The 14,157-nt window shown below is 69.2% G+C and carries 10 protein-coding genes and 2 pseudogenes; 4 read left to right on the forward strand and 8 right to left on the reverse strand.

What is annotated here, in order from left to right; genetic code table 11:
- Window positions 1-87: 87 nt before the first annotated feature.
- The 7 genes and pseudogenes from AB0I79_RS58645 to AB0I79_RS58675 all read right to left on the reverse strand — a co-directional run.
- Window positions 88-1,395, reverse strand: a pseudogene (locus AB0I79_RS58645) (site-specific integrase); the annotation flags it as partial.
- Between the two features lie 632 nt (window positions 1,396-2,027).
- Window positions 2,028-3,317, reverse strand: coding sequence for a tyrosine-type recombinase/integrase (locus AB0I79_RS58650; RefSeq protein ID WP_357893919.1), 1,290 nt, complete (start codon window positions 3,315-3,317; stop codon window positions 2,028-2,030).
- Window positions 3,318-3,326: 9 nt separating this feature from the next.
- Complete coding sequence (locus AB0I79_RS58655; RefSeq protein WP_357893921.1) at window positions 3,327-3,611, reverse strand: hypothetical protein; 285 nt, start codon at window positions 3,609-3,611, stop codon at window positions 3,327-3,329.
- 519 nt (window positions 3,612-4,130) lie between these two features.
- Entirely contained in the window at window positions 4,131-6,368 is a 2,238-nt protein-coding gene (locus tag AB0I79_RS58660) for an alpha/beta fold hydrolase (protein ID WP_357893922.1), read from the reverse strand.
- Window positions 6,365-7,279 carry an ATP-binding cassette domain-containing protein gene (locus AB0I79_RS58665; protein WP_357893924.1) on the reverse strand — a complete coding sequence of 305 codons (915 nt, stop codon included), beginning with the start codon at window positions 7,277-7,279 and terminating at the stop codon, window positions 6,365-6,367. Before AB0I79_RS58665 ends, AB0I79_RS58660 begins: the two co-directional genes overlap by 4 nt.
- Window positions 7,280-8,195: 916 nt before the next feature.
- Window positions 8,196-8,582: pseudogene (locus tag AB0I79_RS58670) on the reverse strand (transposase); the annotation flags it as partial.
- Between the two features lie 382 nt (window positions 8,583-8,964).
- On the reverse strand, window positions 8,965-9,906 hold the full coding sequence (locus tag AB0I79_RS58675) for an MBL fold metallo-hydrolase (protein WP_357893926.1): 942 nt from the start codon (window positions 9,904-9,906) through the stop codon (window positions 8,965-8,967).
- A gap of 101 nt (window positions 9,907-10,007) precedes the next feature.
- On the opposite strand from AB0I79_RS58675, the gene AB0I79_RS58680 reads away from it, so the two are divergent.
- The 4 genes from AB0I79_RS58680 to AB0I79_RS58695 all read left to right on the forward strand — a co-directional run bounded on the left by AB0I79_RS58680 (window position 10,008) and on the right by AB0I79_RS58695 (window position 13,641).
- Complete coding sequence (locus AB0I79_RS58680; protein WP_357893928.1) at window positions 10,008-10,949, forward strand: AraC family transcriptional regulator; 942 nt, start codon at window positions 10,008-10,010, stop codon at window positions 10,947-10,949.
- A gap of 804 nt (window positions 10,950-11,753) precedes the next feature.
- Window positions 11,754-11,921, forward strand: a complete 168-nt coding sequence (locus tag AB0I79_RS58685; protein ID WP_357893930.1) for a hypothetical protein — start codon at window positions 11,754-11,756, stop codon at window positions 11,919-11,921.
- A gap of 26 nt (window positions 11,922-11,947) precedes the next feature.
- Entirely contained in the window at window positions 11,948-13,363 is a 1,416-nt protein-coding gene (locus AB0I79_RS58690; RefSeq protein ID WP_357893932.1) for an FAD-dependent oxidoreductase, read from the forward strand.
- Between the two features lie 14 nt (window positions 13,364-13,377).
- Window positions 13,378-13,641 carry a hypothetical protein gene (locus AB0I79_RS58695; protein ID WP_357893934.1) on the forward strand — a complete coding sequence of 88 codons (264 nt, stop codon included), beginning with the start codon at window positions 13,378-13,380 and terminating at the stop codon, window positions 13,639-13,641.
- 300 nt (window positions 13,642-13,941) lie between these two features.
- Here AB0I79_RS58695 and AB0I79_RS58700 read toward each other — a convergent pair.
- Window positions 13,942-14,157, reverse strand: a 216-nt coding sequence (locus tag AB0I79_RS58700; RefSeq protein ID WP_357893936.1) for a helix-turn-helix domain-containing protein, incomplete at its 5' end; no start/stop codon positions are given.

Raw genomic sequence — 14,157 nt, forward strand, 5'->3', positions numbered from 1 at the left:
GTGCGCTTCGATGGCGTCTGCCGGGTAGATGGCGTTGTAGCCCATCGTGGTGTTGATGTCGGAGTGACCGGCCAGGACCTGTGCGATATGGGGCGGCAGGCCGCTGCGGATTGCGTCGGTGATGAAGATTCTTCGGAAGTCGTGAGGAGCGAAGTCGAGGGGCTCGCCCGCGGAGTCGGTGAGCCCGGTTCGTTTCAGGACCTCGTTAAGACCATCGCGGATCATTTGGCGGGACACCGGCGTGCGCTGGCCTCCGTATGTCCACTGGAACAGCAGCGGCATCGGCGGGTTCCAGATCTTCTCCGCAACGTCGTAGATGGGCAGCATCGGGATCGCGCCTGTTCGAGGGTCACGGACGCGGGCGATGACCGTGCTCAGGACGTCGGCCAGCTCTGGGCTGACAAGGAGAAGCCGTTCCTCGTCTGTTTTCGAGGGAGCGACCTGAAGCAGAGGCACTATGTCACCGCTGGTGGGCAGCTTGTATTGGATCAAGGCGTGATGGCTGGCCTCCAGCATCTCCTCGATCCGGACACCGGTGTGCTGCAGGAATTCGATCGTGGCCCAGGCCCAGAATGCCCGCTCCTCGAGCAGCCCCAGATGAATGCGTCGGCCGGACTCGTCGTAGGCCCGGAACGGAGTCGACGAGTCCTTCTTCTGGCGCGTGTAGGTCCTGCCTCTGAACATGAACTGGCCGCCGAGTGGGGCGACTCGGAGGGCGTCCATCCCCTCCTGGGCCTCCGTCCAATTCGCCCTGGCGGCACGGACAACGGTGGACAGCGCGGGCAGTCGTTCGCGGGTGCGCTGGTCCATCTTCGCCTTGCGGCGCTTCTCGTGCTTGGAGGTACTGGCATCGGCGGCGCTGACCGGGCAAGGAGCAACCCACGGGCCCCAGCGTTCTGGTTCCTCGACGGCCCAGTGGGCCAGGTCGAGGTAGAGGGCTCGCACTCCGAGCATGAGGCTGCCGTAGTTGGCGCGCTCCGATATTGCCTCGTGGACTGTGCCATCGGGCAGCCGGCGGCGCGTGACTTTCGTCCGGCTGGCCTGCTTCCATGCGCTGACGACCTCGGACGGCAGCCGGAGTGTGTCGATGCCGGGCTGAATGCGCTCAATCTGCAGCCAGAAGTTCCTCACGAGCGTCCGTGACGCGTCCTCCAAGGACGTGTAGTCCATGGTGGGCTGGCGTTCCTTGAGGTACTCGACCAGCAGGTCCCGGATCGGCTTGGACTGCGGCTGGTAGCGGTCGACGAGCTGCTCGACCGAGACTTGGCCGGACGTTCGGTGCAGGAGCCTCAGTGACACGGGTGCGTCGGGCGGCAGGTGACCCAGGCTCTTCACCCAGGAGTAGAACAGGCTTTGTCCGCCCGACGTGGCCCGTTGAGCTCGATGCTCCTCCATGTACTCAATGGCGTCTCCGACATTGATGTCGGCCAAGCCACCTCCCTTGGCGATGACTAGCTTGACCAGCACGTTCTTGGCGAGAATGCCGAGATGGGAGGACCATGCCTCTGGGCCCACCAACTCCTGAAGGCGGGCGAAGCCATCAGGGTCACGGTGCCGGGTGATGATGGCACGCAGATTGGTCGAGGTCCGGGTGAGCTGCCAGCGGAGCGATGGCCGGAGCACGTCGGCGCAGACCAGGGCGAACAGGCCGGTGTTGAGGATGCCGTTCGCATTCGCCGCGTTGTAGCCGACCCAGGTCGCGTTGAGCTCGTTCCACTGTGCCCCGGTGCCACTCGCCGCGGGAGATGCGTTCCAGCGTTGCTGCCAGGTGTCGCCCGGCTGCTTCAGGAGCCAGTGCAGAATGAGTGTTGCGCCCCGGCGCCGGTAGAAGTGGGTGCTCTCGCTCGCGGCCCGTAGCGGAGGTCGGTTCAGCCGGGCGACGACCTCGTCATAGGAATGGCTGGTGGCAGTCCAGTCGTCCTCGTAAGGCCGCGGCGGGAAACGTTTCTTGGCGGCCCGGAGGGCCTCGCCGGCGAGCGGCTGAGCGTCTCGGATGGCGGTCGAAGCGACCAAGGTCTCAGTGCTCGTCACCACGAGTTCCCGAAGAGAGTCTTCATCGAGTCGGAGTTGTAGCCAGGAGCCGGCGGCGCCGGTGGCCGGTCGCGCTGCTCGGCCCGGCGTGCATGATGGGCGCGGACGCGTTCGATTACCTCGTCCTGACTGGCCGGAAGGTAGAGCTGTGTGGTCGTCAGATGTGCGTGACCGAGGACCCATTGGACGTCGGTCAGAGGCATGTTGGGGTCGCGGGCGAGTCGGTAGGACGCGGTGTGGCGTAGATCGTGGAGCGTCCAGTTCGCTCCAAGAAGATCGTTGGTCCGGTTGAACATCGCCCGCGCCGCGTCGTAGTTCAGCGGACGCCACGGCCGCCTCAGCGTCCACCACAACGGCAGGTTCTTGCCGTGCGGGACGCCGTCTCGCCGGGCCTCCTCCTGGTAGAGCCGTAGCCAGACGAAGGCGTCGGTTGAGCAGGGAAGCTGCTGGTAGGCCCGGGTTCCCTTCCGAATCACGCCGACCAACTGCTGACCGGGAAGGGCATCACGCTGCCGACTGGTAAGGAGCTCTTCGGCGCGGGCAGCGTTGGAAACCCAGAAAGCCAGCAAAGCGCGGTCCCTGTTGTGGCGGAGGGCGGCGAAGAGTGCATTGAACATCTCGTCGGGGATGCGCCGGGGTGCACGCTTCGGGATGACCGGCCGGTAGCGGCCTGCCCGTTCTGACTTAAAGGGCTGGTCAGGCTTGTGGTGGGCGTTCGCGCGGCTGCTGCGACGGGAACGGACAAGCGGAAACGGGTTGATGATTGGCCCGGTGCCCTCGTCCAGGTGGAAGTCGTAGAACGTGCGCAGCACGGTTTCGCAGTGTGCCCGAGTCCTCGCGGCGTACTGCGGGCCGGGCGAGGCCTTGCCCGTGATGGCGTTCGGCGTACCGGGGATCTTCTTCCTCGTCATCCGCGGCTTCGGCGCCGTCTTCTCGGAGTAGCCGGCGTTCCGGTGTCTCCAGTGCAGGCGCTGCGGCTTGTTCGCGATCTGCATCCACCGGGTGAAGTCTCGTGCATCCGCACGAGTAGCCCGGTTCCACTCGATGTCGAGCGCCCACAGGAACCGCCACCAACGCAGCAGGTCCATGCCGTATGACCGGACCGTGGAGGCGGATTTGCCCTCTGCCTGCAGCTCGGCGAAGAAGGCCCGGACGGGGCCGACGACAATGCCACCCTGGTCGACTATCTGGTACGGCGCCCACTGATCGCCGGTCTTTTGTAGCCAGCCCAACTCGGGCAGGACGAACGTCGCCAAGTCCCGCTCGGGGACATCACCTTGAAGCATCCCGAGAAGCTAGCGGAGAAACGCGTTGACCTGCAAGAACACATGAGTTAGTTCGGTCAACGGGCCGCGGACCTGGAGACTGACCGGGTCGTGGTCGACGAACACGCCGATGGTGCTGTGGCACGCGTGGCAGGCAGGGCCCTGGGCCGCGATCAGCGCACTGATGATCGCGTCCAGAGCCGGCCCCTGGAACGGCGGCCATCGCGCGCTGTCTTGTTCGACAGGGCATCGCTCGCGTCGTCTGACAAGAGCAGGGTCGGCCTCGGAATCGAGGGCAAGCACCGCCCAGCGCACGGTCCTGCTGCCGCACAGGCCCTCCTCCGGCCGGATGCCCGGGGGTGGGTTGACCCGACAGTGCTGTCCATCCGCGCTCCACCACTTGCACCATTGCTCGTGCGGCAGGGCCGGGGACGGCGGCTTCTTCAGTCCTCGCCACGCCCGAGCGCAGAGGTATCGCGTGCCAAGGCGCAGGTGGTAGGGCCGTCGTCGCCGAGCACCGCGATCGCAGGGGTGACCGCGGCGCATCCGATGAGAACTCCGGGGAAGACCATTCCCAGGAACATCCAGTCCTTCCTGTCACCCCCGTCGTCCACAAGTCTCGAGGAAGGCGGGAGGCCGACCCGGCGGAACCATGGAGGGGTCTGTGGGATCGGCCTCCCGCTGTTGTCCGGTCAGCGGTCCGTGCACGGCGTCCATGGCCGTGCCGGACTCGACAGCGTCGTACCTGTTCCTGGCGAACTGCCCGCAACGAGCGCGCGATTTTGTGGATCGTCCGCACGGGGACGGTGGCAATCGGTGCCAGCACTTTCCGGATCAGGGCCCGGCCGGGCGGCACACCGCGCCGGCCGGAGGCAGGCTGAGGCTGGTGAGATAGCGGTTGACGTGAGCGATGATGCAGGAGTTGCCGGAGTTGTAGAGGCCGTGGCCGTTCCCCTGGTACTGGATCGCGCCCGAGCCGGGGACGTGCCGCACGATGCCCGCCGAATTGCCGAAGTCCGTCAGGGAGCCGACGCCCAGGTAGGGCGGCAACCTCTTGGCGGGCAGCGGCGCGGGCGGGTTGGTCGCGGGGACCGGCCAGCCGACGCAGCCGAGCGAATGCCACAGCTCGGTCCCGGCGAGGTTCGGCAGCAGACGCTCGCCCTCGCGTCGCTTGTCCCGGTACTCCTCATAGTCCCGGAAGCCGAGGCCGTCCAGGCAGTGGGTCATGTTCATCCCGATGAACGAGGGAACCTTGAGGCTCTTCGTGCTCTGCCGGACATAGTCGGCGAACCCCGAGGCGTCACCGCCGGCGGCCCGCGCGATCGCGTCGGCGAGCTGCCTCCAGCGGGGGTACTCAGGCGCGGAGCCCGGTTGGATGACGCTGGGGGCGGCAGCCTCCTTGATGTCGAACCCGCTGTAGGCGATGCGCGGCAAGGCGCCCCTGACCGGCACCGGGTCACGGTCGGCCCGCGCCACCAGCGCCCGCCAGACCTCGCCCACGTCCTGGCCGTGCAGCGCGCAGGCGGTGTCGGCCGCGCACCAGGCGGCGAAGCGCGTGAAGGCCTCCTCATGAGCCAGCCTGCCCTGCGCGCGATCCGCCCATGGGTCGACGGAGCCGTCGAACACCATCGCGCGCACCCGGCCCGGGAACAGCCGAGAGTAGTCGATCCCGGGCCTGCCACCGTAGGAGTTGGCGACGAAGCTCAGCTGCTCCTCCCCTAGCGCGGCGCGAATCGCCTCCATGTCCCGCGCCACGGAGGCCGAGTCCATATGGTCGAAGAACTCGGGGTCGGCGGCGCGGCACCGCTCGGCCGCCGCCCGGTTACGCCTGCCCAGCTCGACGAATTCCGCTCGGGTATCGGGCCAGGTGATCCAGGGGCCGGAGACGAGGCAGTCGTAGGGCAACACGCCCTTGTCGATGGTGTTGCGGGGCTCGACGCTGACCACGTCGAACCGTGCGCGCAGCTCGGCGAAGCTGCCCGCGCTCGTGCTCAGGGCCGCCACACCGGAGCCGCCCGGCCCGCCCGGGATCGCGAACACCGTGCCGATTCGGCGCTGGGCGCCGGTGGTCGGCAGCAGGCCGACGGTCAGCTCGATCTTCCGCCCGGACGGCTCTGCCCAGTTCAGGGGCACCGTGATCGAGGCGCAGCGCATCTCCTTGACCAGGTCCTGGTCCGCGCAGTCGGCCCAGGCCAGGGCCGAGGGGCCCGCGCCGGGCGAAGCGGCCACGGGCACCGCCGGGACAACGACGGCCACGGCCGCGCCGATCGCCAACGCTTTGATCCGGCGTCCGGCCGGGGCGATCACCGTGGCGCCCGCCGTCAGCGCGGCGGCCACGTACCCGAAAAGCAGTCCCGCCGCCAGGGCGGGCGGCAGGTTGCCGCCGCCGACGCCCGCGATCTGCAGCGGCAGGTTCTCGATCATGAACGAGCCGGCCTGCGCGCGCAGCGGCATGGGCAGCGTCTTGGCAACCACCGGCAGCACCACGATGATCACCGTCAGCACAACCAGCGCGCCGGGGGTGGACCGGACGGCGGCCCCCACGCCGAGCCCGATCAGCGCGACCGCGGCCATCGACAGCCCGGCGGCGATCATAGAGGTGAGCACGCCCGGCTGCGACAACGACGTGCCCAGCGTCACCCCACCGCGCAGCAGTTGCCCGGCACGGTCGCCGAGCACCGCCATCGAGGCGGCGTGCATGGCGAAGGCCAGCACCTGGCCCGCCACCAGCGTGACTGCGGCCAGCCCCGGCACCTTGGCCAGCAGCAGCACCTGCCGCCGCGGCACCGCGACCAGACTCGTCTGGATCATCTTGGTGCTGTACTCGGAGGTGATCGTCAGGGCGCCCAGCACGGCGAAGACGAAGTAGGCGACCGCGATGCCGTTGCCGATGCCGTCACCGTTGGTGGGGAAGGCCAGTCTCTCGTCCGCCGTCTGATTGTCGAAACCGCGGCCGATCATGAACGCGATCCCGGCGCAGGCGCCGACGGCCGCCACCGAGCAGGCCAACAGGTAGAGGTTCGAGCGGAGCGAGCGCAGCTTCAGCCACTCCGAGGCGATCACGTCAATCATTGCGCGGCCTCCTGCGCGGTCCTGTACTCGGTGCTGTCCCCCGTGAGCCGCATGAATGCCTCCTCCAGCGACGCGCCGCGCGGCGACAGCTCGGCCAGCGTGATTCCCGCCGCCAGCGCCAGTGCGCCGATTTCGGCCGCAGCCAGGTCGCGCACAGACAGGGCGCCGTCGTCCCGGGCTGTCACCGTCGCGCCGTGGCCGCGCAGGACGGAGGTGAGCCGCTCGGGATGAGGCGTGCGGACGAGTACGTCGCCCTGGAAGTATCCGGCCAGGGCGTCCATGGCGGTGCCGGCGATCAGCCGGCCCCGCCCGATGATGAGCACGTGGTCGGCGGTGAGCGCCAGCTCGTTCATCAGGTGGCTGGACAGCAGCACGGTACGGCCCTCGCCGGCGAGCGTGCGCAGCAGGTGGCGCAGCCAGCGGATGCCCTCCGGGTCCAGGCCGTTGAGCGGTTCGTCGAGCATCAGCGCCGCCGGGTCACCGAGCAGCGCCGCCGCGATGCCCAGCCGCTGCTTCATCCCCAGCGAGAACCCGCCGATCCGCCGATCCGCGACGCCGGCCAGGCCGACCTGCTCCAGCACCGCGGCCACCCGGCCGGCGCCGATGCCGTTGCTACGGGCCAGCCAGGCGAGGTGGGCGCGGGCGCTGCGGCCGCCGTGCACCGCCCCGGCATCCAGCAGCGCGCCCATCGTGCGTAGGGGGCGGCGCAGCGACACGTACGCGCGCCCGCCCACCAGGGCCTCCCCCGCCGCGGGGCTCTCCAGCCCGAGCACGGCCCGCATGGTCGTGGACTTTCCGGCGCCGTTCGGACCCAGGAATCCGGTCACCAGGCCCGGTTCCACCGTGAAAGTCAGGTCGTCCACGACGACCGTGCGGCCGTACCGCATGGTCAGGGCCCGCACTTCGATCACAACTTCCCCCTGTTGATGGGACTCGGAATTCAGGTGTCGTGATCAGCCTGCTGGCCGCGAAGGCGGGTCTCCATGGGTCTCAGCCCACCGGAGCGGGTAGGCATTTCCCACCTGGAGGGTGGGGCCAGCCCCACCCCCGCAGGTGCGGCGGCAGGGCAGACTGCACCATGTGAGGCGGACATGACCCGCGCCGGGTGGCGCCAGGAGCGAGGCCGGGCACTGGCTTGCGGCCCAAGCGCTGAGCATGGCGGCCGTGCTGCGGGACCCCGGGCTGGCGCGCTCACGCGGCTGGTGCCGGTGGTGGTGGGTGCCGCCCTGGCGCCGGTCTCCGGTGGCCAACCCGTCGTCCGTGCTTACTCCAACGCCGCCTGGGATCCTTGATCGACGAAACCTCACCCGGTGGCGCCCCATATGACTCACGTACTCCGACCCGGAATCCCAGGTAGCCGGCTCGTGAACCCAGACCGACGGGCGGCAGGAGCGCATTTCGCGCCCTCGCACAGGATGGAGACGGTGATGCGGCTGAGGACGGCGAGCGCGCCGTTGCGACCTTGAGGAGCTGGAAGCTGCCGACCAAGGCTGCGCTGTTGCTCGCGTCCTGCCACGCCCTCGCCCATTGTTGCGTCATCCCCTTGACATGAACGACATGGTCACGACGCGATAAAACTGGCGCGTCCCGGTGTGGGCGGCGATACCGTTCGAGGATGCGGCGGTGTGGGGAATGCGGCCACTGGGAACCCGCCGGAGCGCCTCACTGCAAGCGATGCGCCGGTAGCGTCGACGGGATCGTCGAATCCGGATGGCGCGAGTTCGTCACGCAGGAGTTCGGCACACTGGCCGCCCTGGACGAGCTCGACGTCGCCGAGATGGTGATCGACGAGCCCAACAGGCATCTATCGCGGGTGGTGGACGCCGCCTACGACCGGCTCACCTGCACCGAGTGTGGCGGCAGGCTGAGTCGGGGTCCGGCCGGCTGCACTACCTGCGACCTGGCGAACGGGTTCCGGTATGTTGCCGTCGAGATCGACCGGCCCGGTGTCCCGCCAGGCAACGAGTTCTTGATCTTGCCGGTTTTCTCCTTGTGCATGGTGCGTTCGCGGGCGCGTTTGTCCTCGATGTTGATGATGGCCAGCCAGAGCAGTTTGACCACGGCGTCGTCGCCGGGGAAGTGCCCGCGGGCCTTGGTGACCTTGCGCAGTTGGTAGTTCAGGGACTCGATGCTGTTGGTGGTGTAGAGCAGCTTGCGGACCGCCGGGGAGAAGGCGAAGAACGGGGTGAAGCGGTCCCAGGCCGTTTCGAACACGCGGCCCATGATGGGCGTGGCGGCGGCAGCGAGCAGGCTCGAGGTGATGACCCAGGTCGCGTTGCCCGGCTTGGTGCCCAGCAGGTGTGGCAGGTCTTTCAGTACTGGGATGAGCAGGGTCTGCATCACCGAGACCACGACGCCCACGAAGGCAAGCACCGGGACGAGGGCTCCGCTCGCTCTGGCTGCGGGTCGGTCGCTCGACGTGTACGTCATGTGGGACGGCCTCCAGGCCGGGGGCGGGTGGTTCCGTACGGAATGCCGGATCCACCCGGCTCGGCCCGTGGATTCCCACAGGCTGAGCCAAGTGGCGACGGTCGCGCCGTCCGCCGAGGCGTTGAGGGCCTCGCGCTCGCGGGCGGTGAGCGGGGCGGGCCATGGCTCACTCGGAGGCGGATGCACTCTTCGTCGGGCCGGCTGTTGCCCATGGGCCGAGGGCGAATCCATCACTGTTCCGTCGGACTTCCAGGGCGCCTGCACCGCCGAAGTGTGCAGGGACGAGCACCTCCTGTTCGTCGGCCGCCCGCCCGAGAATCCGCCGGCGGCTGGCCACCGCTTGTTCCGGGGCCAGGCAGGCGTTGCTGTTGAGGCAGGGGTCGAGGATCTGCACAGGGCTGTGCAGCAGATCTCCGACGAAGACCGCCCGGTCCCCGCGGGAGGCGAGTCGCAGCACCGACGAGCCGGGAGTGTGGCCGGGCGCGGACTCCAGGGTGAGGTGTTCGTCGATGCGGTGGTTGCCGTCCCACAGGACGGCCTGTCCGGCCTGGTGGATGGGCGCGATGCTGTCTTCGTAGATCAGGCGGTCGGCCTCTTGCGCGCCGTTGCCGTACGCGTTGTCCGGGCCGTAGTGGAAGTCGTCGGCGGCGGGAATGAGGTACTGGGCGTTGGGGAACGCCGGTACCCACTGCCCGTCCGCGTCGACGGTGTTCCAGCCGACGTGATCGACGTGCAGGTGGGTGTTGACCACAACGTCGACATCCTGCGGGCGAACTCCGGCCCTCGCCAGGATGCCGAGGAAATCACTCCGGGCCTGGTGGAACGGCCCCATGCCTGGCCGTTCACGCCCGTTGCCCGCTCCGGTGTCCACCAGGACGGTCCGCCCGCCGCTGCGCAGCACCCAGCTCTGCAGAGCAAGCACCGCCAAGTCGCTGTCCGGCTGCCAGTGGTCCGGCGTCAGCCAGTTTTCGTTGTCCTTCCACACATCGGCACCGGTTCCCGGGAACATGCCGGAGGTGGGCAGGAATGGTTTGTGCCACTCAACGACTCGGATGACCTCGACATCCCCCAGCATCATGCTCTGCACACGCTCGTTCTCGTTCGTCATGTGCTCGACCTTAAGAAAGATCGAACGATCCTCTCAATGCGCAACCACCTCAAAAAGATACGAATCCGTCTCATGCCTTATATGACAGCTATATTGGGCGGATGGATGTGGTGAGTGACGCGATCTCCGCCGTTCACCTCGGGCACCCGTGGTTCCACCGGATGCGGACGAGCGGGAGCTGGTGCACGCGGCTGGATGCGTACGACGGCGCGGGCTTCCACGTCGTACTGAAGGGCAACTGCTGGCTCCTGACCGACGGTGGCGCCTCGGTGTCCCTCAGCGTGGGTGACGCGGTGCTGCTGCCTCATGGCACGGGCCACGTGATCGCCAACTCTCCCCTCGATGCGGCGGTCGCGGCGCGGAAGGCGGTGCCGTTCGAGCAGTGGCTCGGGGAGACGGGGCCGCGAGCCCGGCCCGACCGTGACGGGACGGAGATGCTCTGCGGCAGATACTGGCTCGATTGCAGCCGCATGCACCCGCTGATGACGGAGCTGCCCGAGATCGTCCACCTTCCCAGCCGCGTGGGCGCCCACCTCGAACTCCGTGCCGCGATCGATCTGCTCGCCGGTGAGCTGGACGAAATACGGCCCGGCTCCTGCGTGGCGCTCCCGAACCTGCTCGACCTCCTCTTCGTCTACATGATCCGCGCATGGATGAACGAGACCACCAGCGGAGCCTGGCCCATCGCACTGGGCGACCCGGTGACGGCCGCCGCCCTGCGGGCGATGCACTCGCAACCGGCCGCGCCGTGGAGCATCGACCGCCTGGCCGCAGAGGCGGGCGTCTCCCGCCCCACGCTGGCGCGCCGGTTCACCACCCTGGTCGGCCGCCCGCCGATGGCGTACCTCACCTGGTGGCGCGTGATCCTGGCCGCCACCCTGCTGCGCGACACCAAGGAAACCCTGGCCACCATCGCCGACCGCGTCGGCTACGGCAGCCCGTACGCGCTCTCCCACGCTTTCCAGAGGGAGTTCGGCACCACACCGGGGCGGTATCGAGAGGCCACGAGCCGACGTGGGACGTCCGACGACTCCCCGCCCTGATGTGGTTCCCTGGGCCAAGGGCGCGCGCTGGGGCCACACCCTGGAAGTCGACCACCGCCAGCACCTCGAAACCGCTGCCACAGTTCCCTCCCTTTCCTGCATGGATCACCTGCGGAAGGCTGCCCAGGAGCCCCGGCATGACGGCGCAGGCCGGAAAGCAGCCACAAGGTGTCAAGGTGGCCTACGTCGGCGCCGCGATGAGCCTGAACTACTCGGCCGAGATGATGCGCGGCGCGGCCTACGCGGGCCGCGAGGCGGGAGTCGAGGTCCAGGTCGTCGCCCCGCCAGGCCCGGACGGTCCGGCCCAGGTCGACCTCTTCCGCGAGCTGCCCGCCACCGCCGAGGACGGCATCGCCGTCATGACGCTGAACCCCGGCCCGTTCCCGCAACCGATCGCCGAGGCGGTCGCCGCCCGCGCATCTCCGAGTCGTTGGCCTCGACCTTGCCGACGTCCGTCTTTCAGCCCCACAAGGGCGAACTACGCATCCGCGGCAAGGACGGTTGACCGAACGGAGGGCTCATCCGCCGGATCGAGAGGGTCCTGTCTGCGAAGACCACCTCCACGCACCTGGCGACGCTGCGCGAGGGCGGGGTGCTCACCTCCCGGCGCGAGTGGAAGACCGTCTACTACCGGGCCAACCCCGACGGGGCGCGGTGGGCGATGGCCCTGCTGCCGGTGGTTGCGGCTGACGGTCCGGGCTTGGCAGCACATGTCAGCTTAGGCGCTCATCTAATTTGACGACTCTCTAATCAGTGGTTCAGAATCTGAGCTGTTTAGATGAGCTTCTATGTAGGAGGTGCGCGATGCGCGCTCTGCTCACCCGCCTGCGCCGCCCCGCCGCCATCTCGGGTGACGTCTCGGGCTTCACCTTCAACGAGGCGACCGCGGAGGTGTGCGACCGCACCTGCCGCGCGGAGGCCGCCATCGACCGCGCCCGCACCTCCGTCTTGTCGTCCCTGTCCTTCCGCTGACCCTCGCGCCCTTCTGGAGAGCCGTCATGAGTGACCGTTGCTGCGGCACCGTTGCCGTCGAGATCGAGCAGTTCGCCACCCCTCAGCAGGCCGCCTCAGGGCAGACGGGCAACCTGCCCGTCGTCGTGATCGGCGCCGGCCCGGTCGGCCTGGCCGCCGCCGCGCACCTGGCCGAGCGCGGCATCGACTTCACGGTCCTGGAGGCCGGTGACCGCGTCGCCGCCTCGGTGGCGCAGTGGGGCCATGTGCGGGTGTTCAGCCCGTACCGGTACAACATCGACGCCGCCGCCCGCCGCCTGCTGGAGGCCGACGGCTGGAGCGCCCCCGACCCCGACTGGCTGCCGACCGGCGCCGAGCTCATCGACGACTACCTCGCCCCGCTGGCCAAACTGTTCGGCGACAAGGTACGGCTCGGCGCCAAGGTGAGCGCGATCAGCCGCCTCGGCTACGACCGCGTCCGCACCGCCGGCCGCGACCAGGCCCCGTTCCTGATCCGCCTGGCCGACGGCACCGAACTGCAGGCCCGCGCGATCATCGACGCCTCCGGCACCTACACCAGCCCGAACGTGCTCGGCGCCAGCGGCCTGCCTGCCCACGGCGAGCACGAGGTGTTCATCGACCACGCCCTGCCCGACGTGCTCGGCGCCGACCGCGACCGCTACGAGGGCAAGCGCGTGCTGGTCGTCGGCGCCGGCCACTCGGCCGCCACCACCCTGCTCGCCCTGGCCGAACTGGAGAACACCCCGATCACCTGGGCGATCCGCGCCGGCAACGCCACCCGCACCTACGGCGGCGGCGAGGCCGACGCGCTGCCGGCCCGCGGCGCGCTCGGCACCCGGCTGCGCGCCCACGTCACCTCCGGCCGCATCCAGCTCCTGACCGGCTTCTTCACCCACCGCGTCCACACCACCAACGAAGGCGTCGAGGTGATCAGCCGCGACCCCTCCGGCCACGAACAGACCGTCACCGTGGACCGCATCGTGTCGGCCACCGGCTACCGCCCCGACCACTCCATCGCCGCCGAACTCCGCCTCGACCTCGACCCGATGCTCGGCTCCCCCCGCGCCCTGGCACCGCTGATCGACCCCAACCAGCACTCCTGCGGCACCGTCCCCGCCCACGGCGCCGACGAACTCGCCCACCCCGAGCCCGGCTACTACGCGGTCGGCGTCAAGAGCTACGGCCGCGCACCGACGTTCCTCATGGCCACCGGCTACGAGCAGGTCCGCTCGGTCGTGGCAGCGATCGCCGGAGACTGGGAGGCCGCCCGCGACGTCCAGCTCAACCTGCCCGAGACCGGCGTGTGCTCCTCCAACCTGGCCGAAGCGCAGGAACAGCGGGTCGGCCTGGCCACCGGCATCACCGGCGGCCTGCTCGCCACCCCCCTCCCGCTGGCCACCGTCGGCGCGAGCGCCGAATCCGGCGGCGGCTGCTGCGGCTGAAAGGAACAACCCCGATGTCCGACGGCTACCCCACCGCCGCCCAGAAAGAGGCGCTGCGCCTCATCTGCGACCACGAGCCGATGCCCGCCCACCGGCTGGCCGACGCCCTGGTCGCCGCCCGCAGCCCCAGCACCAACCCCGGCTACGCGCCGGCGATCGCCCGGATGGCGGGAACGCTCGCCTGGCGGCTGCAGGCCCAGGGCCTCATCGCCGAGACCCGCACCGGCGGATGGGCTACCACGGCTGAAGGCCGAGCGCTGATCGCCTGTCCGGCATGACTCCCCCCGCCGAGACCGCTGGGAGGGTGGAAGCCCCTACTTCTCTTCAGAGGAGACCGCATGTACGCGATCGATAGCATCACCGGGACGGGTTCGTCGCTGCCGCGGGTGGCGAGGAGGGCCAGCAGCAGTTGCAGGGCCAGGGTGGTCTTGCCGGTGCCGGGGCCGCCGGTGATGATCAGGCGGCGGCTCCGCCAACCTGATCTTCAACCTTATCGCTTGCCGCATCGCTCCAGATTTCTTAGCTCAGCTTGGCCTTGCCGCCGTAATAGGTGACCGGGAGCAGCACCGTGCCCCCTCCTACGCCGAGACCGGCTTGTCCGGATCGAGGTGGCGGTAGATCGTGGCGCGGCTGACGCCGAGCCGGTCGGCAATCTGCTGGACGGTGTAGCGGCGCTTGCCGTCCTCGCCCTTCATCTCATACAGCGCGCGGGCCATCTCCACCCCATGGGCGTCCAGGGCCGCCCGCCGACGCGGCCTGGCTGTACTCGCCCGCAGGCTGGGTGAGCGCCGGAC

It is taken from the genome of Nonomuraea sp. NPDC050202 (genome assembly GCF_040656115.1).
Lineage (GTDB): Bacteria > Actinomycetota > Actinomycetes > Streptosporangiales > Streptosporangiaceae > Nonomuraea.